Genomic DNA, 21,991 nt, shown 5'->3' with positions numbered 1-21,991 from the left:
GAGAGGGTGACCAGCATGTCGAAGATCATCCTCACCAACGAGGTCAGCGGCCTCGGTGCCGCCGGCGACATCGTGGACGTCAAGCCGGGCTACGCCCGCAACTACCTGATCCCGCGTGGCTTCGCCATCGCGTGGACCAAGGGTGGCGAGAAGGACGTCGAGCAGATCCGCCGTGCGCGGCGCATCCGCGAGATCCACTCGCTGGAGGACGCGAACGCCGTCAAGGCCCAGCTGCAGGGCGTCCGCGTGACGCTCAGCACCCGCGCCGGTGACACCGGTCGCCTCTTCGGTTCCATCACCCCGGCCGACATCGCCGCGGCGATCAAGAACGCGGGTGGCCCGCAGGTCGACAAGCGCCGGGTCGAGGTGGGCTCGCCCATCAAGACGCTCGGCGCGCACAAGATCTCGGTGCGACTGCACCCCGAGGTCGAGGCTGTCCTCGACCTGGAGGTCGTGGCCGCGTAACGCGGTATCGGGCCGGTTTCGACCGGCCTGGCCGGCATGTTCCACGTGAAACACGAGGAGCGTGCCGGCCGTGCGAGACCAGTGAGGGCCGGCTCCCGGTGGGAGCCGGCCCTTCGCGTGCCCGGGGTCAGCGGCTGGCCCCCGTCACCACCCAGCGGCCGGACCGGGACCGCAGCCACAGGGCGGCGAAACGGGTGAGCATCATCAGGCCCATCGCCCACCACAGCGCGGTCAGACCGCCGCCCGCCGCCGGTACCGCGAACGCGACCGGTGCGAAGACCGCGAGCGTGACCAGCATCGACCCGGCCAGGTACGGCCCGTCGCCCGCGCCCATCAGCACCCCGTCCAGCACGAACACCACCCCGCACACCGGCTGCGTCAGCGCCACCACGAGCAGCGCCGACGCGAGCGCGCGGCGTACGTCCGGGTCGGAGCTGAAGAGCGGTCCGACCAGCGGCCGGGCCAGCACCACCAGCAGCCCGAGCACGGCGCCGCACATCGCTCCCCACTGGATCATCCGGCGGCAGGCCGCCCGCGCCCCTTCGGCGTCCCCGGCGCCCAGGTAGCGGCCGATGATCGCCTGCCCGGCGATCGCGATGGCGTCCAGCGCGAAGGCGAGCAGCGACCAGACGGTGAGGGTGATCTGGTGGGCGGCGATCTCGGTGTCGCCGAGCCGCGCGGCGACCGCCGTGGCGATCATCAGGACCGCCCGCAGGCTGATCGTCCGGACCAGCAGCGGTACGCCGGCGCGGGCGCAGGCCCGTATCCCGGCGGCGTCCGGGCGCAGCATCGACCGCCAGGCGTCCGGGGCCTGTGCGCGGGCGCCGCGGACCACCATGGCGAGGTAGACGGCGGCCATACCGTTCTGGGCGATGACGGTGCCCCAGGCGGAGCCCGCGATACCGAGCCCGGCGCCGTAGACGAGCGCCGCGTTGAGCCCGGCGTTCGCGGTGAAGCCGGCCACCGCGACGTAGAGCGGGGTGCGGGTGTCCTGGAGGCCGCGCAGCACCCCGGTCGCGGCGAGCACGACGAGCATCGCCGGGATGCCGAGCGAGCTGATCCGCAGGTAGGTGGCCGCGTACGGGGCGGCGGTGTGCGAGGCGCCGAAGAACCCGGCCAGGTCAGGGGCGGTCGGCAGCACCGCGGCGATGACCAGGGCGCCGATCAGGAGGGCGAGCCAGATGCCGTCCATGCCTTGCCGCAGGGCCGCGGGCAGGTCGCCGGCACCGACGCGGCGGGCGACGGCGGCGGTGGTGGCATAGGCGAGGAAGACGAAGACGTTGACCGCCGTGGTGAGCAGAGCGGCGGCGACGCCGAGTCCGGCGAGCTGCGCGGTGCCCAGGTGGCCGACAACCGCGCTGTCCACCATGACGAAAAGCGGCTCGGCGACCAGGGCGCCGAAGGCGGGCAGCGCGAGGGCGACGATCTCCCGGTCGTGGCGGCGGCGCACAGACATCGGCGGCCGCGCGGGTTCGCGCGGCGCCGGCGGGTGGACGGTGGGGGGCTCGGGGCTCACAGCGGGATATCCTAACCGTCCACAAGTAAGAGGTGAAGTCGCGATCTGATCATTACGGGCGACTGCGCAGAGTGATCTCCTCCGCGTTGTTTGTCATGATCTTGATCCGGGGGCCGAAGTTTTTCTCCTGCACAGGCTATGGACGAAGAAGTCGCAGGTCAGAGCCGTCATGGTGGCGGATTCGCAAGGTTGTCCACAGCACTGTCCCAAGGGTCGTGCACAGGTTGGGGCCAGTTCTCCACAGGTATGCGCCCGTCATCCACACCCCCTGTGGATAACCGGCTTGGTGTGGGCCGCCGGTGGGCCTAGCGTGGACCGTCCCCGACTCCGCGAAGCGCGTGCGCCGGGAGGCTCGTTGGTCGGCTGTGCCGCCGTGAAAACCGGGGCGCCGCCGTGAAAGAGTGACACGCACGCGGGGTCCGGCCGACCCGGCCGGACGGGAGGAGGTGGCGGGAATGAGCCAGCCCGAACCCGCGGACGACCACTGGGCGGACCACCCCCCGGACGAGCGCCCCGCAGTCAGCCAGTTCCGCAAACGCGGCGGCGGCGCCGGCGGCGCGGACGAGGGCCGGTTCGCCGAGGGCGGCGGCTTTGAGCGGGTTCCCCCGCAGGACCTGGACGCCGAGCAGTCCGTGCTCGGCGGCATGCTGCTGTCGAAGGACGCGATCGCCGACGTCGTCGAGGTGCTCAAGGGCGCCGACTTCTACCGGCCCGCCCACGAGACGATCTACAGCGCGATCCTCGACCTCTACGCGCGCGGCGAGCCCGCCGACCCCATCACCACCGCCGCCGAACTCACCAAGCGCGGGGAGATCGCCCGCATCGGCGGCTCCCCCTACCTGCACACCCTCGTCAACGCGGTGCCCACCGCGGCGAACGCCGAGTTCTACGCCGAGATCGTGCACGAACGCGCGGTGCTGCGCCGCCTCGTGGAGGCCGGCACCCGCATCACGCAGATGGGGTACGCCGCCGACGGCGACGTCGACGAGATCGTCAACAGCGCCCAGGCCGAGATCTACGCCGTCACCGAGCAGCGCACCTCGGAGGACTACCTGCCGCTCGGCGACATCATGGAGGGCGCGCTCGACGAGATCGAGGCGATCGGCTCCCGCAGCGGCCAGATGTCCGGTGTCCCCACCGGCTTCACCGACCTCGACTCCCTCACCAACGGCCTCCATCCCGGCCAGATGATCGTCATCGCCGCCCGCCCGGCCATGGGAAAGGCGCTGGCGCTGGACACGCCCCTTCCCACGCCGACCGGTTGGACGACGATGGGCGAGGTGCGGGTCGGCGACCAGCTGCTCGCTGCCGACGGGACACCCACCCTGGTGGTCGCCGCCACCGACGTCATGTCCGAACGCCCCTGCTACGAGGTCACCTTCGATGACGGTACGACCGTCATCGCCGACGCGGACCACCAGTGGCTCACGGACACACCGGCCTCCCGCCACTCGGCTCGGCCGCACGCCCAGGACGACAGCCGACGTGTCCGTGCCGAGGTCCGGACGACCAAGGAGATCGCCGAGACACTGCGCTGCCTCACCGAGCACGGCAACGGCTTCAACCACACCGTGCGGAACGCCGCGCCCCTCGACCTTCCCCCGGCCGACCTGCCCGTCCCGCCGTACACGCTGGGCGCGCGGCTGGCGGACGGGCACAGCGGTTCCGCCCGGACCACCTCGGCGGACGGGAACAAGCACATTCCGCAGGCGTACCTGCGGGGTTCGGTCGAGCAGCGGCGGGAGCTGTTGGCCGGGCTCCTCGACACCGGTGGGACGGTCACCGGCACCGGTTCGGTGCGGTTCTCCGCCGACGACCGTGCGTTGGCCGACGGCTTCCGCGAGCTGCTGACGAGTCTCGGATACACCTGCGACACGGCGACCGGCCCGGTCGAGGGCCGCTCGCAGGAGCCGTCCACGGCGTACACCGTCGACTTCACGACCGGCGACGACGTCTTCGCCCTCGACCGCAAGCGGCGCCTGCACGAGGAGCGGCGGGACCCCGGCACCGCGCGGCTGACGCGGCGCGTCATCACCGGCGCGCGCGAGGTACCGAGTGTCCCGGTGCGGTGCGTGCAGGTGGACAACCCCGACCACATGTACCTGGCCACGCGTTCGATGGTGCCCACCCACAACAGCACCCTGGCGCTGGACTTCGCGCGGGCCTGTTCCATCGCGAACAAGATGCCCAGTGTGATCTTCTCCCTGGAGATGGGGCGCAACGAGATCGCGATGCGGCTGCTGTCCGCCGAGGCGCGGGTCGCGCTGCACCACATGCGCTCCGGCACCATGACGGACGACGACTGGACGAAGGTCGCGCGCCGGATGTCGGACGTCACCGAGGCGCCGCTGTACATCGACGACTCGCCGAACCTGTCGATGATGGAGATCCGCGCCAAGTGCCGCCGGCTCAAGCAGCGCAACGACCTGCGGCTGGTCGTCATCGACTACCTCCAGCTGATGCAGTCCGGCGGGTCCCGGCGCCCCGAGAGCCGCCAGCAGGAGGTCTCGGACATGTCCCGTAACCTCAAGCTCCTCGCCAAGGAGCTGGAGGTCCCCGTGATCGCCCTCTCCCAGCTCAACCGCGGGCCCGAGCAGCGCACCGACAAGAAGCCGATGGTCTCCGACCTGCGCGAGTCCGGCTCCATCGAGCAGGACGCCGACATGGTGATCCTCCTGCACCGCGAGGACGCCTACGAGAAGGAGTCCCCCCGCGCCGGCGAGGCCGACCTGATCGTCGCCAAGCACCGCAACGGCCCCACCGCCACGATCACCGTCGCCTTCCAGGGCCACTACTCCCGCTTCGTCGACATGGCCCACACCTGACGGCCTCCTCGGCAGGGCCGCTGCGGGCCCCGTGAGCTGCTCAGCGCCTCGTCTCGTACCTGGTCAGCACCACGCCGCCGGGAAACGTCCGGGTCTCCAGCAGGTTCAGGTCCACCCAGTCGTCCAGCGCGGTGAAGAACGGTGTGCCGCCGCCCACCAGGACCGGGTGGGTGGCGATCACGTACTCGTCGATCAGCCCGGCGCGCATGGCCGCCGCGGCGAGCGTCGCGCCGCCGATGTGCATCGGGCCGCCGTCGTCGGCCTTGAGCCGGGAGATCTCGGCGACCGCGTCGCCGGTGACCAGGCGGGTGTTCCAGTCGACTTCCTCGAGCGTCGAGGAGAACACCACCTTCGGGGTGTCCCGCCAGTTCCGCGCGAACTCGATCTCCGCCGCGGTGGCGCCGGGCTGCCGGTCGCCGGTCGGCCAGTAGGAGCTCATCGCCTCCCACATCTTGCGCCCGTACAGAGACAGGCCGGTCGTTTGCTCGTGCTCGAGCCACCACTGGAACAGCTCGTCGCTCGGCCCGCTCCAGCCGATGTCGTCACCGGCCGCGGCGGTGTAGCCGTCCAGGGTCAGGTTCATGCCGTAGACCAGTTTCCGCATTCCCCAGCCTTCCGTCCGTGGGTGCCCGGTGTATGGGACCCGCTCGGCGCGGAAAACTCATCGGCGCGACCCGCGCCGCCCGGGAATGGTCGCGGGAGCGGATCAACGGGTGGTGAAGGCCCCGCCGTTGACGTGCAGGGTCTGGCCGGTGATGTGCCGTGCGCCCGAGGAGGCGAGGAAGAAGGCGGTCTCGGCGATGTCCTCGGGAGTGCCGGGCCGAAGGTTGTGTGTCTCCTGGACCAGTGCGGCGTGCCGGGCGCCGGTCATACCACCGCGGAAGAAGTCCGTGCCGGTGACGTAACCGGGGGAGATCACGTTGCTGGTGACGCCGACCGGTGCGAGTTCCGCCGACAGTGAGGTGCTCCACGCGCCCAGGGCGGCCTTGGCCGCGCCGTACGACCCGCCGCGCCGCTCGGCGCCGATCGAACCGATGCTGATCACGGTGCCGCCGTCGGTGAGCCGGTCGCGTACGGCGGCGGTCGTCAGCACGGCGCTGAGCAGGTTGCTGCTGAGGCTCGAACTCCACTCGGCGAGCAGGGACTCCAGCGGCGGGGCGCCGTCGGGGGCCGCCGCGGGGAGGCCGCCGGCCGCGTTCACCAGGACGTCCACCGCGGCGAGTTGCCCGGCGAGCGCCGCGGTCCGCGCCGGGTCGGTCGCGTCGCAGACCACGCCGCGCACGCCCAGTTCCCGGGCGGTGCGCTCGACGCTGTCGGTGTGCCGTCCGGTCAGCACGACCTCGCAGTGGTCGGCGGCGAAGCGCGCGGCGACGGCGCGGCCTATGCCGCTGCTTCCACCGGTGACGAGCACAGTGCGGGTCAAGAGTCTGCTCCTCGCAGCAGAGGTGTGGCTTCCGAGCTGGTACGTTTAGAGCTAAACATAGTGGATGTCGCAGCGGCAAGAGGGGAGGAGCCGGCCATGGCCGACCCGGACGTGGACGTGGCAGCGGAGGTCCATGCCGACGTGTACGTCTCAGCAGACCCGCCTCCCGGCGCGCCTCCGGGCACCGCGCCGCCGTATCCCGCCGGCGCCATCGCCGCCGCCTGGCAGCGGGAGCGGCCCGGCACCCCGACCACGTCGATCGAGGTGGTCACGCCGATCTGGCGGCTGTCCAAGCTCTTCGCCGATGACCGCGCCCGGGTGCTGCGCGCCGCCGGAATCGACGCGGCGACCCTCGATCTGCTCTCCGTGCTCCGCCGCGCGGGGCCGCCGTACACCCTCTCCACCCGCGAGATCGCCCGGCGCACCCTGGTCACGGCCGGTGCGGTGTCGCAGCGGGTGAACCGTGCGGAGGACGGCGGCCTGGTACGGCGCGGCGCCGCACCGGCCGGCGGCCGTACGGTGCTGGTCGAACTGACCGAAGAAGGGCACGCGCTGATCGAGCGCTCGGTCGACGCGGTGCTCGGGCGTGAGGCGGAACTCGTCACGGGCCTGTCCGCGAGCGAACGGGAGACGCTGGTAGGGCTGCTGGACAAGCTGTTCACGGATGTACGGGCACGGATGGGCTGAGGTCTCCGCGCCCGGGGCGCCGCCGTGGTGGGCGTGTTAGCCTCGCGCCGTGTCTCGTCAGTCCGTGCCTGTGTACCGGCAGTTGTCGACGGCGTTGCAGGGCCGGATCGACGCGGGAGAGTGGGGGCCGGGCGAGAAGCTGCCGTCCGAGCCGGAGCTGGTGCGGGAGTTCGGCGTCAACCGGTTGACGGTGCGGCAGGCGCTCGACGAGTTGGAGCGCGCCGGGGCGGTGGCCATCCGGCACGGCAAGGGCACCTACGTGTCCGAGCCCGCCACCACGGTCGAGGTGACGATCGATCCGGGCAGCGAGCGGTGGGAGACCGCGGGCGGCCAGTGGGCGACGCGGGAGGACCCCGCGCCGTCGGTCGTCGAGCACGTCCTGTCCTTCGGCGACAGCAGCGACAGGGAAGCGGCCGGGCACCTGGGGGTGGACCCGGGCGAACTGCTGCTGGTGCGCACCCTGCTGGAGGTGCACGGCCTGGGGCCGGCGACGGCGCAGGCCGGGCAGGCGGTGCCGTGCGACTACTGGCTCGACCGGCGGCGCTTCGGCACGCTGCCGCAGCGCTGGGGGGACGGTCCTCACCTGGCGGTGGTGCTGGCGCGCGAGTACGGCGTGACCTGGGTCAACGACTGGCGGGGCTTCACGGCGGCGTCGGCGGGGCTGTTCGTCGCCGAGCAGCTCAAGGTGCGGGTGGGGACGGCCGTCATGGTCCGCGACGGGGTCAGCGTCGACCCGGACGGGACGCCGGTCTTCTACGTACGGCGCTACGCCCTCGGGTCCCGGTCGAAGTACGTGATGCGCTACCGCCCGCAGGAGGGGCGCGGCGGCGCCTGAATCGGCCCTGGTCGGGCTCGCAGGGCCACCCCAGCGTTCACACCTGCGTCGCCTCCGGGTCATCCGGTGCGCCCGGGGATCTCATCTAGATGAGTTGGGATCGCGGGGCACGGCAACCCACGGGCCGTGCCGCTCACGCTCGGCGTGGGCGCCCGCCCAGGTCGCCGCCTCCCCAAGGGGACGGCAGCCCCAGCCGAAAGACCCGAACACATGACTGAGGCTCACAACCGCGTCAACAGCCCGCGCACCAAGCGGGCCGCGCTGGCCGCCACCTCCCTGCTGGCCGCCGGAACCCTGCTGGGGACGTTCGCCGCGACGGACGCGGCCGCCGCCGCACCGGCTCCGACATCCGGGAAGGCTTCCGCGAAGGCAGCCGGGAATGCTTCCGGGAAGGGCGCCGGAAACAACACCGGGAAGCCCGCCGCCAAGGCAGTCCCCTTCACCGCCGCTTCCGTCACCGCGGGAAGCACCGTCGGCACCCTGAAGGTGTCGTGGGCCTCCAGCGCCACGCACGTCTCCGTGTACGCGGGCGCGACCGCCGACGCGCAGCGCACCCTGGTCGGCAGCGGCGCCGGAACCGCCACCCTGACCGTCTCCGGCGCGCACGGCAACTGGGTCCGGCTCGTCCCCTCCACCGGGGCCCCGCTGACCCTCACCATCCGCGACCTGGACCTCGCCAGCGACCCGAACCTGCGCGACGCCGGCGGCTACCGCACCACCGACGGCCACTGGGTCAAGATGGGAGCCGTCTACCGCTCCGCCGCGCTCTCCCTGACCCCGGCCGACGCCGTCGTCGTCAACACCTTCGGCATCACCCTCGACGCCGACCTGCGCACTCCCGACGAGGTCACGGCCGCCGCGGACGTCGTGCCGATCGGTGCGGCGTGGGAGGAGCTGAACATCAGCGGCACCCAGGGCACCGGCCTGCCCAGCGGCATCGACACCGAGGCCGCGGCCGAGAAGATGATGCAGGACGGCGAGGTCAGCATGGCCTCGTCGCTCAACGCCCGCACCGACTTCGGCAAGCTGCTCACCCAGATCGCCGGCAGCAAGGGCGCCACCCTGTACCACTGCTCCGCGGGCAAGGACCGCACCGGCTGGGCCTCCGCGCTGCTGCTGTCGCTGCTCGGCGTCTCGAAGTCCACCGTCACCGAGGACTACCTCCTCAGCAACACCTACTCCTTCGGCTCCGCCGCCACCCAGAGCGCGCTGAAGAGCATCTACGACGCGACGTACCAGGCCGCCATCGCCAAGGGCGCCACCTCCGCGGACGCCACCGCGGCCGCCCAGAACGAGGAAGCCGTCTACACCGCCTTCATGAAGGTCGAGACCTCCTACCTCGACGCCGGCCTCGACTACGTCACCGCCCACTTCGGCACCGTCGAGAACTACGCCACCACCCCCCTCGCCCACGGCGGCCTCGGCCTGACCCGCAAGAACCTCACCGCCCTCCGCACCCGCATGCTCACCTCCTGACCCACATCCCACCGCACCCCGGGAGCGTCCTGAATCGCGTGGGGGCGCCCCCGGCCGGGTGGGGGCGGGGGCGCCGGGAGGGGGTGGGCTAGGTGGTGGTCCAGATGAAGGTGGCGGAGCCTGGGGTGGCGGCCGGGGTGCGGCCGGTGACGGTGACGGTGAAGGTGCCGGGCTGGGTGGCGGCTCCGCTGAAGGTGCCGTCGGTGGAGAGGGAGATGCCCGGGGGCAGGCCGGTGGCGGAGTAGGTGGTGCCGCCGGTGTTTTTGCCGTACGCCCAGTCGACCGGCTGGTGCACCGGGCTGCTCATGCCGTACGGGTTGGGCAGGGACAGGGGTGTGGAGGCGGCTGCCGCCGGGGTGACGGTGGCCGGTACGTCGAGCGTGCCGGTCAGCGGCAGGTTCCGCGAGGAGTCGCCCACCAGGATCTGGTAGGAGCCCGCCGCGGTGGTCCAGTTGCCGGCCGAGGTGTTCCAGTAGGCGAGGTCGTGCGCGCTGACGGTGAAGGCCACCGTCTTGGACTGGCCCGGGTCGAGGGTGACCCGCTGGTACCCGCGCAACTGGTGCACGGGCTCACCGGTGGACGCCGGGTCCCCGACGTAGAGCTGCGCGACCTCCGTGCCGGCGCGCGACCCGGTGTTGGTGACCGTGGCGTGCACGGTCGCCGTCCCACCGCTCAGCGCCCCCACCTGGAGGCCGCTGAACCCGAAGGTGGTGTACGACAGGCCGAAGCCGAACGGGAAGAGCGGGGTGATGTTCTTCGCGTCGTACCACCGGTACCCGACGTCCAGACCCTCGCTGTACTGGACCTGCCCGTTGGTGCCCGGCCACTGCGCCGCCGTGTGCGCGGGCACGTCGGCCAGCGACTTCGGGAAGGTGACCGGCAGCTTGCCGGACGGGTCGACGTCACCGAAGATCAGCGCGGCCATCGCCGTGCCGATCTCCTGCCCCGGATAGAAGCCCTCGAAGACGGCCGCGACTTGGTCGAGCCACGGCATGGTGACCGCCGAGTTGTCGTTGAGCACCACGATCGTGTGCGGGTTGGCCGCGGCCACCTCGGCGATCATGTCGTTGTCGCTGACCGAGCTGCCGCCGTTGTTGGGCAGGTCCAGCGTGGTGGTGTCGTGCTCCTCGTTCCCGTAGTTGTCCGACGCGTAGACGATCGCCACGTCCGAGCCACGGGCCAGCGCGACCGCCGAGTCGAGATCGGTCCCGTTGTCGTACTGCACCGTCGTGTCGGTGCCCGCCACCCGGTCCTGCATGCCGGTGATCGGCCAGACCGTGCCGGAACTGGTGGTGGTGGCGCTGCCGCCGCCGATGCTCTGCACTCCGGCGCCGCCGTCCCAGCCGATCACGGCGATCGACTTGGTGGTGGCGGTGGACAGCGGGAGGATGCCGTTGTTCTTCAGCAGCACCGCGCCCTCCTCGGCCCCCTGGAGCGCGACCTGCTGGTGGGCGGCGCTGGTGACGGTGGCGCCGGTCGAGCCGCTGGGCGCCTTGTCGAACAGCCCGAACGCGAAGTACTGCGTGAGCAGCCGGCTGGTCATCGTGTCGAGCGTCGCCTGGCTGACGGTGCCGTCGGCCACCGCCTGCGCGAGGAAGTCGGCGTAGAAGTAGCCGTTGGGCATCTCCACCGTCAGCCCCGCGTTCGCCGACTCCTGCGTCGAGTGCGTGCCGCCCCAGTCGCTGGTGACGAAGCCGCCGAAGTTCGCCTGCTGGTACAGGCCGACGTTCAGCAGCGCCGGGTTCTGGCAGGCCGGCACGTTGTTGACCACGCTGTACGCGCACATGGCCGCCGCGGGCGCGCCCTGCGCCACCGCCGCCTGGAAAGCGGGCAGGTACAGCTCCTGGAGGGTGCGGTCGTCGACGATCACCGTGCCCGCCGGGTTCTCGATGTTGTAGACGGCCACGTGCTTCATCTCGGCCATCACGCCCTGGCTCTGGATGCCCTTGATGTCGGCGGCGGCCATCTGCCCGTTGAGGTACGGGTCCTCGCCGAACGTCTCGAACGCGCGGCCCCAGCGCGGGTCGCGGACGATGTTCAGCGTCGGACCGAGCGCCACCTGCGCGCCCTTGCCCGCGAACTCGGCGCCGATCGCGGCACCGTACTGCTGCTCCAGCGCGGTGTCCCAGGTGGCCGCCGAGGCGTTCGCGGACGGCATCTGCGTCACGCCGCCGAGCCCGTCGCCCACGCCGTGCGGACCGTCCTGGAGCCCGAGCGCGGGGATGCACAGCGACGGGATGCCGCTGATGTTGCCGATGTACGGCGAGGCGTTGTTGTTGCCGTGCAGGATCGACACCTTCTCGGCGTTCGTCATCTGCGCCATCACCTGCGCCACGCGGTCCGCGACCGGCGCCGTCGAGCCGACCCACGGGCAGTCGCCGTCTCCGCCGGTCGGCGGGGTGCCGGTACCGCCCGGGGTGAGGACGGTGAACTCCCAGAGGGAGTAGCCGTACTGGGTGGCGCGCTGGGTGCCGTACATGCGCACATAGCGGCCGGTGCCGCTGAAGGAGAGGTTCTCGGTGCCGCCGGCGCCGGTCGTGGTGGAGTACACCGTGTTCCACGTGGAACCGTCGTCGGAGAGCTGGATCTGATACGCCGTCGCGTACGCGGTCTCCCAGGTCAGTTGGGCGCCGCAGATGCTCTGCGAGGAGCCGAGGTCGACCTGGACCCACTGCGGATCGGCGGCCGCGCTGGACCACCGGGTGCCCGCGTTGCCGTCGAAGGCGGCTGCCGCGGGGGTGCCGGCGTTCTCGGTCGACGAGGCACTGGACGGCTTGCCGAGGGCCGCGTTCGTGTCGCCGCAGGACGTGGGCGGGGTGTCGTCACCGGAGCCGTAGACCTGGAACTCCCAGAGGGAGTAGCCGTACTGGGTGGCGCGCTTGGTGCCGTACATCCGCACGTAGCGGCCGGTGCCGCTGACGGCCAGGGTCTGGACGCCTCCGGTGCCGCTGGTGGTGGAGTACACGTCGGTCCAGTCCGTGCCGTCCTGCGAGGTCTGGATCTGGTACGAGGTGCCGTACGCCGTCTCCCAGTTGAGCACGACCTGGGTGAGGGAGTGGCTGGCGCCCAGGTCGACCTGGAGCCACTGGGGGTCGGCGGCCGCGCTGGACCACCGGGTGCCGGGGTCGCCGTCGACCGCCGCATTGGCGGTGAAGGCGTCCTGGACCGAGGAGGCCGTGGCCGGCTTGCCCTGGGAGAGCAGTTGGGGTGCGGCGGCCTGGGAAGAGGCCGGGTTCAGCGAGAGGTACGCCGAGGCGATGAGCGCCAGGACGAGCAGGACGACACTCCGCGGGGAGCGTCGGAAACGTTTACGGGCCGGATAGGAGAGCCCTCGTGGGGTGACCCTCATGTGTACTCCTGGAAGTCGGGTGACGGCACGCGCGTTGGGGGACCGACAGGTGGCGCGGAGCGCGGACATGGCGCGGTGAGAGCGCTCTCGGGCCGACGTGATGGTCACGCCGGGCCGTGGGAGGTGTCAACCGTTCTGACACGTAAGGCCGGAGGGATTCCGGCGGTCCGTACGGGGTGGTCGTGGTGGGTGGGCGCCGGCGCCCTTGCCGTCCGCCTCCCGGGGGTACGGTCGGTGCGGATGTCGATCAGCGGTAGTGCCGGGCGGAGCTCGGCAGAAGGGCAGGGGGCACGTGGTGACGACCGACTCTCCGCAGGCGTACGGGGGCGAGCTGCTGCCCACCACGACGCGGGCGCTGATGCACCGGGTCGCGGTGGAACAGGCCAGGGGCCGTACGCCGTCGCTGATCGGCGGGGTGGTGCGGGACGGAGCGCTGGTGTGGAGCGGCGCGTGCAGCATGGTCGAGGGGCACGCGCCGGACACCGACACGCAGTACCGGATCGGGTCGTTGACCAAGAGCTTCGTCGCGGTGCTGGTGATGCGGCTGCGCGACGAGGGCAGGTTGGCGCTCACCGACCCGCTGGAGAAGCACCTGCCGGGCACGGCGGTGGGCGGGGCGACGATCGGCCAACTGCTCGCGCACACCTCGGGTATCGCCTCCGAGACACCCGGTCCGTGGTGGGAGCGCACCCCGGGCGACCTGCGGCCGGAGCTGGCGGACGTACTCGGCGAGACACCCGTCAAGCATCCGGCGGGGCGGCGGCACCACTACTCCAACCCCGGTTTCGCGCTGCTCGGAGCGTTGGTGGCCCGACTGCGGGACCGGCCGTGGGGAGACGCCCTCCAGAGCGAAGTGCTGGACCCGCTGGGGATGGGCCGGACCGGGCTGCTGCCGCAGCAGCCCGCGGCGGGCGGGTTCGCCGTGCACCCGTGGGCCGATGTGATGGTGCCCGAGGCGGTGCAGCAGACCGGACTGATGGCGCCGGCCGGGGAGTTGTGGTCGACGGTCGACGACCTCGCCCGGTGGGCGGCGTTCCTGGCCGGTGGTCGGGACGGGGTCCTGGCCGAGGCGACCGTGGCGGAGATGCGGGTCCCGGCGGCGCCTGCCGAGGCGAGTGAGCCCGGCGCCGGGTACGGCCTCGGCATTCAGATCACGCGGCACCACGGCCGTACCCTGATCGGCCACACCGGCTCGATGCCGGGCTTCCTGGCGACGGTGTGGGTGGACGTGGAGGAACGGCTCGGCGCGGTCGCACTGGCCAACGCGACGTCGGGGCCCGCCGTGAGTGGCCTCGCGGCCGACCTGTTGACGATCACCGCGGACGCCGAACCCGCCTTCCCCGCGCCGTGGCGGCCCGCCGACTCCCTCGACGCCGCGCTGCTCGAACTGGCCGGCGCCTGGTACTGGGGCACCCGCGGGTACGGGCTGCTCGTCCACGCCTCCGGCGACGTGGAACTGCGGCCGCTGGTCGGCCAGGGCCGCGGGACGGTGTTCCACGTGGAACCGGACGGCACCTGGACCGGGCAGGACGGCTACTACGCCGGCGAGACGCTTCGGGCGGTGCGGCGGGACGACGGCACCCTCAGCCATCTCGACGTGGGGTCGTTCGTGTTCACCCGGGAGCCCTACGACCGGCAGGCACCGGTACCGGGCGGCTTCCCCGGCTGGAGCTGACGGCGGACACGGCGGCGACGGGCGCCGACAACTGACACGGTCGGCAGAGGACGGGGGCTGGTCACGCGGAGTGTTCCACGTGGAACACTGGCGGGACGACAAGGGGGCAGGATGGCTCGGCTGCACATATTCGACATGGACGGCACACTGATGCCCGGCACTTCCGCCGGCATGGAGATCGCCCGGCAGATCGGCATGACGGCCGAGTTCCGAGAGCTGGACCGCGCGCTGGGCAGCGGTGAGATCGACTCGCCGCACTTTGCGCGACAGGCCTACCGGATGTGGTCCGTGCTCACGGAACGTCACGTGGCGACCGCCTTCGCGGGTGCGCCGTGGCTGACGGGGATTCGCGAGGTCTGGGCCGACATCACCGCCCGCGGCGACCACTGCGCGGTGGTGTCGCTCTCGCCGGACTTCTTCGTGACCCGGCTGCGGGCGTGGGGCGTCCACGAGGCGCGGGCCTCGGTCTTCCCGACCTTCCCCTTCGCGCCGGACGCCGTCCTCGACCTGTCGGGCATCCTGATGCCCGAGTCCAAGGTGGCCATCGCCGACGAGCTGTGCGCCCGCTACGGTGTCCGCCGCGACGACTGCGTGGCCTACGGCGACTCGCTGTCGGACACCGCGCTGTTCGGCGTGGTCCCGCTCTCGGTGGCCGTCAACGGGGATGATCACGTCAGCGGACTGGCCACGCACGCGTACACCGGCACCGACCTGCGCGAGGCGTACGCGCTGGTGGCGGAGGCCTGACCGCCGCCCTCGCCGGAACGACCGGGGGCAGGGGCCTTGCGGGGGTGGGCCGACGGACCGGGGCCCCGGGCGTGGCGGCTCAGCAGCCCAGGTCGGGGCCGAGCAGCCCGAGTACCCCTTCGATGTTCGCGTCCAGGTAGTGCCGCAGGGTCAGCGGCACGATCTCCACGGAGGCCAGTCCCATCCGGGTGAACGGCACCCGCACGATCTCGTAGCTGCCGCACGGCTCGTCGATCTCCGGGCCGTGCCGCCGGTCCAGGTCCATCGACTCCAGCCGGCAGACGAAGAAGTACTGCACCTTGACGCCGTGCGAGCCGTTGGCCGCGATGTGCTCGACGGTGTCGACGAAGGCGGGCACCGGGTCGGTGATCTTCCCGCCGAGTTCCTCGTCGATCTCGCGGTGCAGCGCGCCGAGCACCCCGGTGTCGTCCTCCTCGACACCGCCGCCGGGAGTGAGCCAGTAGGGGGCGAGGCCGGGCTTGGTGCGCTTGATCAGCACCAGCCGGTCGCCGTCGAGGATGATCGCGCGGGCCGTGCGTTTGACCACCGGCCGGGTGGAGGGGAGTGGGAGCGTGTCCGGAGGCATGCCTGAGATCTGCCGCGACCGGGCGCCGGGCAAACGTGGCGCCGCCGGGGAAATCACGGCCGGCACGTCGGCCCCGCGGCTCTACCGGCCGCGCGCGGCCTCGTCGAGGGCGCGGCGCACGTCCGCGACGATGTCGTCCGGGTCCTCGACGCCCACCGAGAAGCGGACGAAGCCCGGGGCCACCGCGTCCCCGCCCCAGCGGGCCCGGCGCTCGGCGGTGCACTGCACGCTGCCGAAGCTGGTCGCCTCCGAGGTCATCCGCAGCGCGCCGAGGAAGCGCTCCGCGTGCTCCCGGTCGGGCAGCGTGAAGGACACCACGCTGCCGAAGCGGCGCATCTGCGTCACCGCGACCGCGTGCGAGGGGTCGCCGGGCAGCCCCGGGTGCCGTACCCCCGACACCTCGGGCCGCTCCAGCAGGGCGCGGGCCAGCGCCAGCGCGTTGGCCGCCTGGCGGTCCACCCGCAGGGCGAGCGTGGCCAGGGAGCGGTGCGCGAGCCATGCCTCCATCGGCCCCGGGATGGCGCCCACGGTCTTGCGCCACTTGCGGACGGAGTCGGCCAGTTCGGCGCTGCGCGTGGTGACGTATCCCATCAGCAGGTCGCCGTGGCCGTTGAGCGCCTTGGTGCCGCTGGACACGGAGAAGTCCGCGCCCAGTTCGAGCGGCCGCTGCCCCAGCGGCGTGGCCAGTGTGTTGTCGACGGCGACCAGGACGCCCGCCGCGTGGGCGGCGCCGACCAGCCGCCGGACGTCGCACACGTCCAGCTCCGGGTTGGACGGGGTCTCCAGCCACACCAGCCGGGCGCCGTCCAGCAGCGGCAGCTGCGCGTCACCGGCGGTCGGCGCCATCCGCACCTGCACGCCGTACGACTCCAGGCGCTCGACCAGGGCGCGCGTCGTCTGGTAGCAGTCCGACGGGAGGACGACCGCGTCCCCGGCGCGCACCTGCGACAGCAGCACCGCCGAGATCGCCGCCATGCCGGAGGCGAAGGAGAGCGTGGTGGCGTCCGGGTCGCCGGGCGCCTCCAGCTCCGCGATCGCCTGCTCCAGCAGGTCCCAGGTGGGGTTGTCGTCCCGGCCGTAGGCGTACGGACCGGTGGGCTCACCGGGCAGGTGGTAGTGCGAGACGAACACCGGACCGGGCAGCGACGGTTCGTACGGCCTGGCCTCGGGGCGGCCGGCGTGCACACTCCGGGTGCTGTCGCCGATGTCCCCCGCCGCCTGCTGCGCCGTGCTGTCCTGCGTCATCCGGCCCTCGTCCTCCGTGTCCGTCGTCCCCGCGGGTTCGTCCGCGTGCTCGTGCTCGGTCGCCCTGCGCTCAGTCGTCCTCGTCCGGGAGGACCAGGTGCATCGCCCAGGCGACGATGCTGACGATCAGACCGCCGAGCACCGCGGTCCAGAAACCGTGCACATGGAACTTCAGGCCGAGGTGGCCGGCCAGCCACGAGGTCAACAGCAGCATCAGCGCGTTCACCACGAGGGTGATCAGGCCCAGGGTGAGGATGAACAGCGGAAACGACAGCACCTTGACGACCGGCTTCACCAGCCAGTTCACCACGCCGAAGACGAGGGCGACGAGTATGAGCGTCAGTGCTTCGCGCCACACCGAGTGGCCGGTGAGCGTGATGTCCTTGAGCAGCCAGACCGCAACCCCCAGGGCCGCGGCATTCGCCAGGGTCTTGACGAGGAAATTCTTCATGGTGAGATCGTCGCAGGTCTGATCATCAGGACAAGAGACGCGACGGAACCGTGGCCGTACCGCAGCGGAGGAGCGAAAAATGAAGGTGTTCCGGCTCGACGACCTGGACGCGGAGCGTGCCGCGAACCAGGGCGCCTACCTGCGCTTCCTGCGGGAACGCACCATGTCGGCCGGGCTCTACGCGCTCGACGCCGGCCAGAGCGACCCGCAGCAGCCGCACGAGCAGGACGAGGTCTACCTCGTGGTCAGCGGCCGCGGCGCGATCACCGTGGGCGAGGAGACCACCGCGGTCGCGCGCGGCAGCGTCGTCTACGTGCCGGCCCGGACCCCGCACCGCTTCCACCACATCACCGAGGACCTCAGGGTCATGGTGGTCTTCTCGCCTCCGGAGCCCTAAGGGTCCGATCAGGGTCGGATGGGGCCTTCCCGGCCTTCGCCGGGGCCCTTCGTGGACCTACAGTCGGAGTACGGCACGCAAGCGGCACCGCGCCGCGACACCGGGGAGCGGAGTGCGCCCCGCACAGTGACCTAGGAGCGAGAGAGCGTCATGAAGAGTCTGCTGAAGAGCCTGCCCTGGTGGGTCAAGTGGATCGGCATCCCGGTCATCGCCCTGGTCGTGTTCGGCACGCTGATCGCGAGCCTGGTGAGCTTCGTGATCGGCCTGCTGTTCAAGGTGTTCGTCTTCGTGGTCCTGGTCGCCGCGCTGGTGTTCGTGGTGAAGCGGGTCACGTCCGGTGGCTCCGGCAAGAAGCGCGACTGGTGATGTCGGCCTCCCGGCGGCCGAGGCCGGGACGGTACCTCGCGGACCGGTGAACGGCTCGGGCCGTTCGCCGGTCCGCTGCTCATTTCTTCCGGCGGTGGCTGTGGCCCGCACCGGAGGGACGGGACTGGCCGGGGAGCGCCGCCGACGGGTCGCCCGGAGCGGGCCGCGGCCCGCCCCTGCCGCCCCGGTCACCGCGGTCCGCGCTGACCACCAGGGCGGCCAGCGCCGTCGTCAGCGGCACCGACGCGACCAGGCCGATACTGCCGACCAGGGTGCGGACGATCTCCTCGGCCACCAGTTCGCTGCTCGCCACCTGGAACACCCCGCTGCGGGCGATGGAGAAGAGCAGCAGCAGCGGCAGGGCGGCGCCCGCGTACGCCATCACCAGGGTGTTGACGACCGAGGCGATGTGGTCGCGGCCGATCCGCATCCCGGCCCCGTACAGCTTGCGCCAGTTCGCCGTCGGGTCGGCGTCCTTCAGCTCCCAGACGGCCGCGACCTGGGTGACGGTCACGTCGTCGAGCACCCCGAGCGAGCCGATAATCACCCCGGCCAGCAGCACCCCCTTGATCTCGATGCCCGGGTAGAGGGTGTGGATCAGGCCGGTCTCGTCGGAGGTGTTGCCGGTCAGGTGGGCCCAGCCGATGAAGACCGAGCCGAGCGCCCCGATCAGGAACAGCGAGCAGAGCGTGCCGAGCACCGCCACGGACGTCCGCGCGCTGACCCCGTGGCACAGGTACAGCGCGATGAGCATGATCGCGCTGCCGCCGACCACCGCGACCAGCAGCGGGTTGTCGCCGCGCAGGATCGCCGGGAGGATGAACAGCGTCAGGACCGCGAACGAGATCGCCAGCGCGACCAGCGCCATGATGCCGCGCAGCCGGCCGACCAGGACCACGACGAGCGCGAACGCCAGCGCGAGCAGCGCGATCGGCATGCCGCGGTCGACGTCGGTGACCGAGTAGCGCAGGTTCTTCGGGGCGTCCGGGGCGTAGGCCAGGACGACGCCCTCGCCCTTGGTGTAGCGGCGGGTCTGGTCGGGCTGCACGATCTCGGTGAACTTCGTGCCCCGGTCCGGGCCGGACATCACCTCGATCGTCGCCTTCTGGCAGGCGTCACTTGACGGGGCCGCGGTGGACGAACCGCCCGCCGCCGTACCCGACGTGCCGGCGGAACTGCTCGAACCGTCGCCCGCGCCGTCGGTGTTGGGCAGGGCGCCGGCCTGTTTGCAGGACACGTGCACGAGTTGGACGACCTTGCCCGGCCGCGTCTGCTGGTCGAAGCCGACGCCGCTGCGTGCGTGCGACGGCGCGCCGCCCGGCCACAGCAGCACCATGCCGGCCACCACCGCGGCCGCGAACGGCACCAGTACGGCCGCGATCACCTTCCGCAGATGCCGGGAGACCGGCGGCACCGGGCCGTGCGCGTGGCCGTGGCTGTGGCCGTGCCCGTGCGGTGCGGCGGGATGCGGGCCGTGCTCGCCGGCCTGAGGGGAGTCCACGCACCGATCATCGCAAGGGCCCCTGGTGGATGTCCGCACCCAGCGGCTACCGTTGGCAGCACCTTTGCAAACGCGGGAGCTCGGAGCACCGGGCTGAGAGGGCGCTGACATCGCTTCGGGCGAGCGCTGCGCCGACCGCTGAACCTGTTACCGGGTAATGCCGGCGTAGGGAGTAGGTCTCACATGACCATGCAGGATGCGCACGCGCGGGAAACCGGCTGGCACAAGTCGTACCTCACCGGTCCCAGCGGAACCCGACCGGACCTGCGGGTACCGGTCCGCCAAGTGCACCTGACCGACGGGCGCGACGTGACGCTGTACGACACGTCCGGCCCGTACACCGACCCGTCGGTCGACACCGACGTCCGGCGGGGCCTGGCGCCCCTCCGGGAGCACTGGATCGTCGCCCGCGGTGACACCGAGGAGTACCCGGGCCGCCCGGTTCGGCCGGAGGACGACGGGCTCAGGCACACCGCACCACGCGGCGGTCTGCGCAACCTCGACGCGATCTTCCCCGGCCGGCCCCGGCTCCCCCGCCGCGGCCGGTCAGGCCGGCCGGTCACCCAACTCGCGTACGCCCGGCGCGGCGAGACCACTCCGGAGATGGAGTTCGTCGCGCTGCGCGAGAACGTGCCGGTGGAGACGGTGCGCGCGGAGATCGCCGCGGGCCGGGCGGTGCTGCCGGCCAACGTCAACCACCCCGAGATCGAGCCGATGATCATCGGCAGGCGGTTCCTGGTGAAGGTCAACGCCAACATCGGCAACTCCGCGGTCACCTCCTCCATCGAGGAGGAGGTCGAGAAGATGACCTGGGCGACCCGCTGGGGCGCCGACACCGTGATGGACCTGTCGACCGGGCGGAACATCCACACCACCCGCGAGTGGGTGCTGCGCAACTCCCCCGTCCCCATCGGCACGGTGCCGCTCTACCAGGCGCTGGAGAAGGTGGACGGCCGCGCCGAGGAGCTGAGCTGGGACGTCTACCGGGACACCGTCATCGAGCAGGCCGAGCAGGGCGTCGACTACATGACGGTGCACGCGGGAGTGCTGCTGCGGTACGTGCCGCTGACCGCGCGCCGCAAGACCGGCATCGTCTCGCGCGGCGGGTCGATCATGGCGGCCTGGTGCCTGGCCCACCACCGCGAGAACTTCCTCCACGAGAACTTCGAGGAGCTGTGCGAGATCCTCGCGTCGTACGACGTCACGTTCTCGCTCGGTGACGGGCTGCGGCCCGGCTCGATCGCCGACGCCAACGACGAGGCGCAGTTCGCCGAGCTGCGCACGCTGGGCGAGCTCAACACCGTCGCGAAGCGGCACCACGTGCAGACCATGATCGAGGGCCCGGGCCACGTGCCGATGCACAAGATCAAGGAGAACATCGACCTCCAGCAGGAGATCTGCGAGGAGGCGCCGTTCTACACGCTCGGCCCGCTGACCACCGACGTCGCACCCGGCTACGACCACATCACCTCGGGCATCGGCGCCGCGATGATCGCCTGGTGGGGCACCGCGATGCTCTGCTACGTCACCCCGAAGGAGCACCTCGGGCTGCCGGACCGCGACGACGTCAAGACCGGTGTGATCACCTACAAGATCGCCGCGCACGCCGCTGACCTCGCCAAGGGGCACTCCGGCGCCCAGGAGTGGGACGACGCGCTGTCCGACGCGCGCTTCGAGTTCCGCTGGGAGGACCAGTTCAACCTGGCCCTCGACCCCGACACCGCCCGCGCCTTCCACGACGAGACGCTGCCCGCCGAGCCGGCCAAGACCGCGCACTTCTGCTCCATGTGCGGCCCGAAGTTCTGCTCGATGAGGATCTCGCACGACATCCGGCGCACGCACGGCGGCGGGGAGCCTGCCACCGGACCGGGTGCCGAGGCAGGCAGCGAGGAGGAGGTCCGGGCCGGGATGGCCGCCAAGTCCGCGGAGTTCGCCGCCGCGGGCAACCGGGTCTACCTGCCGATCGCGAACGGGCCGGACCCGGCCTCGGCTAGTTGACGGTCCGGCCGACGTTGGGTGCGACCGGCGGCGGCCAGCCCACGGTGGAGAAGCTGTGCCACAGCCCCGGCGTCTCGGCGGTGCCCGCGCTGAAGGTGGTGGGCAGGTAGGTGCTGGGGCGGCCCGACGGGTCGTCGCAGTCCAGGCCCTTGTGCAGCCAGATGTCGACGCCGGTGTTGTTGGTGACGTGGTCGACCCCGCTCGGGGCGAAACGGTGGCAGGCGCCGTTGCCCTGGGCGGGGTTGGCGATGGTCTGGCTGAAGTGGAGGCCCCGGGTGCCGGTCACCTGGCCCGCGGACGAGTCGGAGCAGCCCGCCACCGCGACGGCGAGCGGGACGGTCGTGAGCAGAGCAGCGAGCGTACGGCGGCGGACGCGCATGGGCCTCTCCCGTTCTGACCAGGTACGGGAGCAGTCAAGCAACGGCGGACGCCCACCGCGAGCTGGGACG

At 71.8% G+C, this 21,991-nt stretch carries 19 protein-coding genes; 10 read left to right on the top strand and 9 right to left on the bottom strand.

Annotation, left to right across the window (positions count from 1 at the left end; genetic code table 11):
- Positions 1-15 precede the first annotated feature (15 nt).
- On the top strand, positions 16-465 hold the full coding sequence (rplI, locus tag AC3ERT_RS02800; protein ID WP_335971751.1) for a 50S ribosomal protein L9: 450 nt from the start codon (positions 16-18) through the stop codon (positions 463-465).
- 127 nt (positions 466-592) lie between these two features.
- On the opposite strand, the gene AC3ERT_RS02795 is transcribed toward rplI, so the two are convergent.
- The gene (locus AC3ERT_RS02795) at positions 593-1,921 is read right to left on the bottom strand and encodes an MATE family efflux transporter (protein ID WP_435172626.1); all 1,329 of its coding nucleotides are present in this window, start codon (positions 1,919-1,921) and stop codon (positions 593-595) included.
- Positions 1,922-2,436: 515 nt separating this feature from the next.
- Here AC3ERT_RS02795 and dnaB point away from each other — a divergent pair.
- Entirely contained in the window at positions 2,437-4,806 is a 2,370-nt protein-coding gene (dnaB, locus tag AC3ERT_RS02790; protein WP_435172469.1) for a replicative DNA helicase, read from the top strand.
- 40 nt (positions 4,807-4,846) lie between these two features.
- On the opposite strand, the gene AC3ERT_RS02785 is transcribed toward dnaB, so the two are convergent.
- Entirely contained in the window at positions 4,847-5,410 is a 564-nt protein-coding gene (locus tag AC3ERT_RS02785; protein WP_435172468.1) for a dihydrofolate reductase family protein, read from the bottom strand.
- 102 nt (positions 5,411-5,512) lie between these two features.
- The gene (locus AC3ERT_RS02780; RefSeq protein ID WP_435172466.1) at positions 5,513-6,229 is read right to left on the bottom strand and encodes an SDR family NAD(P)-dependent oxidoreductase; all 717 of its coding nucleotides are present in this window, start codon (positions 6,227-6,229) and stop codon (positions 5,513-5,515) included.
- A gap of 96 nt (positions 6,230-6,325) precedes the next feature.
- Between AC3ERT_RS02780 and AC3ERT_RS02775 the strand changes: the two genes are divergently transcribed.
- From AC3ERT_RS02775 to AC3ERT_RS02765, 3 genes are all read left to right on the top strand, one after another.
- Positions 6,326-6,916, top strand: a complete 591-nt coding sequence (locus AC3ERT_RS02775) for a MarR family winged helix-turn-helix transcriptional regulator (protein WP_435172464.1) — start codon at positions 6,326-6,328, stop codon at positions 6,914-6,916.
- A 64-nt stretch (positions 6,917-6,980) separates the two neighbouring features.
- On the top strand, positions 6,981-7,751 hold the full coding sequence (locus AC3ERT_RS02770; RefSeq protein WP_435172462.1) for a GntR family transcriptional regulator: 771 nt from the start codon (positions 6,981-6,983) through the stop codon (positions 7,749-7,751).
- Positions 7,752-7,961: 210 nt separating this feature from the next.
- Positions 7,962-9,227, top strand: coding sequence for a tyrosine-protein phosphatase (locus AC3ERT_RS02765; protein ID WP_435172460.1), 1,266 nt, complete (start codon positions 7,962-7,964; stop codon positions 9,225-9,227).
- Positions 9,228-9,315: 88 nt separating this feature from the next.
- On the opposite strand, the gene AC3ERT_RS02760 is transcribed toward AC3ERT_RS02765, so the two are convergent.
- Positions 9,316-12,576 (bottom strand): discoidin domain-containing protein, encoded by a 3,261-nt coding sequence (locus tag AC3ERT_RS02760; RefSeq protein ID WP_435172458.1) that lies wholly within the window; start codon positions 12,574-12,576, stop codon positions 9,316-9,318.
- 358 nt (positions 12,577-12,934) lie between these two features.
- On the opposite strand from AC3ERT_RS02760, the gene AC3ERT_RS02755 reads away from it, so the two are divergent.
- Positions 12,935-14,251: a serine hydrolase domain-containing protein gene (locus AC3ERT_RS02755; RefSeq protein WP_435172624.1), complete on the top strand. Its 1,317-nt coding sequence runs from the start codon at positions 12,935-12,937 to the stop codon at positions 14,249-14,251.
- Positions 14,252-14,362: 111 nt separating this feature from the next.
- A complete protein-coding gene (locus tag AC3ERT_RS02750; protein ID WP_435172456.1) occupies positions 14,363-14,998 on the top strand; it encodes an HAD family hydrolase in 636 nt (211 codons plus the stop codon).
- 79 nt (positions 14,999-15,077) lie between these two features.
- On the opposite strand, the gene AC3ERT_RS02745 is transcribed toward AC3ERT_RS02750, so the two are convergent.
- The 3 genes from AC3ERT_RS02745 to AC3ERT_RS02735 all read right to left on the bottom strand — a co-directional run bounded on the left by AC3ERT_RS02745 (position 15,078) and on the right by AC3ERT_RS02735 (position 17,280).
- Positions 15,078-15,584 (bottom strand): NUDIX domain-containing protein, encoded by a 507-nt coding sequence (locus AC3ERT_RS02745; RefSeq protein ID WP_335971728.1) that lies wholly within the window; start codon positions 15,582-15,584, stop codon positions 15,078-15,080.
- 81 nt (positions 15,585-15,665) lie between these two features.
- Positions 15,666-16,829, bottom strand: a complete 1,164-nt coding sequence (locus tag AC3ERT_RS02740; RefSeq protein ID WP_435127458.1) for a cystathionine gamma-lyase — start codon at positions 16,827-16,829, stop codon at positions 15,666-15,668.
- Between the two features lie 70 nt (positions 16,830-16,899).
- A complete protein-coding gene (locus tag AC3ERT_RS02735) occupies positions 16,900-17,280 on the bottom strand; it encodes a phage holin family protein (RefSeq protein WP_335971722.1) in 381 nt (126 codons plus the stop codon).
- Positions 17,281-17,359: 79 nt separating this feature from the next.
- Here AC3ERT_RS02735 and AC3ERT_RS02730 point away from each other — a divergent pair, with 79 nt between their 5' ends.
- Positions 17,360-17,677, top strand: coding sequence for a cupin domain-containing protein (locus AC3ERT_RS02730; RefSeq protein ID WP_335971719.1), 318 nt, complete (start codon positions 17,360-17,362; stop codon positions 17,675-17,677).
- Positions 17,678-17,827: 150 nt separating this feature from the next.
- Positions 17,828-18,043, top strand: coding sequence for a DUF5326 family protein (locus AC3ERT_RS02725; protein ID WP_335971717.1), 216 nt, complete (start codon positions 17,828-17,830; stop codon positions 18,041-18,043).
- Between the two features lie 79 nt (positions 18,044-18,122).
- On the opposite strand, the gene AC3ERT_RS02720 is transcribed toward AC3ERT_RS02725, so the two are convergent.
- Complete coding sequence (locus tag AC3ERT_RS02720; protein ID WP_435172454.1) at positions 18,123-19,544, bottom strand: YibE/F family protein; 1,422 nt, start codon at positions 19,542-19,544, stop codon at positions 18,123-18,125.
- A 183-nt stretch (positions 19,545-19,727) separates the two neighbouring features.
- Here AC3ERT_RS02720 and thiC point away from each other — a divergent pair, with 183 nt between their 5' ends.
- Positions 19,728-21,542: a phosphomethylpyrimidine synthase ThiC gene (gene thiC, locus AC3ERT_RS02715; protein ID WP_435172452.1), complete on the top strand. Its 1,815-nt coding sequence runs from the start codon at positions 19,728-19,730 to the stop codon at positions 21,540-21,542.
- Here the strand turns inward: thiC and AC3ERT_RS02710 are convergent.
- Entirely contained in the window at positions 21,535-21,921 is a 387-nt protein-coding gene (locus tag AC3ERT_RS02710) for a hypothetical protein (RefSeq protein WP_435127465.1), read from the bottom strand. The genes thiC and AC3ERT_RS02710 overlap by 8 nt on opposite strands.
- Positions 21,922-21,991 lie beyond the last annotated feature (70 nt).

The organism is Actinacidiphila sp. bgisy145 (genome assembly GCF_057708125.1).
This window is presented reverse-complemented; position numbering and strand designations above follow the sequence as displayed.

Bases quoted from the DNA above. Each gene is read 5' to 3' on its own strand.
- rplI (WP_335971751.1), top strand. From the start codon at position 16: ATGTCGAAGATCATCCTCACCAACGAGGTCAGCGGCCTCGGTGCCGCC.
- AC3ERT_RS02795 (WP_435172626.1), bottom strand. From the start codon at position 1,921: ATGTCTGTGCGCCGCCGCCACGACCGGGAGATCGTCGCCCTCGCGCTG.
- dnaB (WP_435172469.1), top strand. From the start codon at position 2,437: ATGAGCCAGCCCGAACCCGCGGACGACCACTGGGCGGACCACCCCCCG.
- AC3ERT_RS02785 (WP_435172468.1), bottom strand. From the start codon at position 5,410: ATGCGGAAACTGGTCTACGGCATGAACCTGACCCTGGACGGCTACACC.
- AC3ERT_RS02775 (WP_435172464.1), top strand. From the start codon at position 6,326: ATGGCCGACCCGGACGTGGACGTGGCAGCGGAGGTCCATGCCGACGTG.
- AC3ERT_RS02765 (WP_435172460.1), top strand. From the start codon at position 7,962: ATGACTGAGGCTCACAACCGCGTCAACAGCCCGCGCACCAAGCGGGCC.
- AC3ERT_RS02760 (WP_435172458.1), bottom strand. From the start codon at position 12,576: ATGAGGGTCACCCCACGAGGGCTCTCCTATCCGGCCCGTAAACGTTTC.
- AC3ERT_RS02755 (WP_435172624.1), top strand. From the start codon at position 12,935: ATGCACCGGGTCGCGGTGGAACAGGCCAGGGGCCGTACGCCGTCGCTG.
- AC3ERT_RS02750 (WP_435172456.1), top strand. From the start codon at position 14,363: ATGGCTCGGCTGCACATATTCGACATGGACGGCACACTGATGCCCGGC.
- AC3ERT_RS02745 (WP_335971728.1), bottom strand. From the start codon at position 15,584: ATGCCTCCGGACACGCTCCCACTCCCCTCCACCCGGCCGGTGGTCAAA.
- AC3ERT_RS02740 (WP_435127458.1), bottom strand. From the start codon at position 16,829: ATGACGCAGGACAGCACGGCGCAGCAGGCGGCGGGGGACATCGGCGAC.
- AC3ERT_RS02735 (WP_335971722.1), bottom strand. From the start codon at position 17,280: ATGAAGAATTTCCTCGTCAAGACCCTGGCGAATGCCGCGGCCCTGGGG.
- AC3ERT_RS02730 (WP_335971719.1), top strand. From the start codon at position 17,360: ATGAAGGTGTTCCGGCTCGACGACCTGGACGCGGAGCGTGCCGCGAAC.
- AC3ERT_RS02725 (WP_335971717.1), top strand. From the start codon at position 17,828: ATGAAGAGTCTGCTGAAGAGCCTGCCCTGGTGGGTCAAGTGGATCGGC.
- thiC (WP_435172452.1), top strand. From the start codon at position 19,728: ATGACCATGCAGGATGCGCACGCGCGGGAAACCGGCTGGCACAAGTCG.
- AC3ERT_RS02710 (WP_435127465.1), bottom strand. From the start codon at position 21,921: ATGCGCGTCCGCCGCCGTACGCTCGCTGCTCTGCTCACGACCGTCCCG.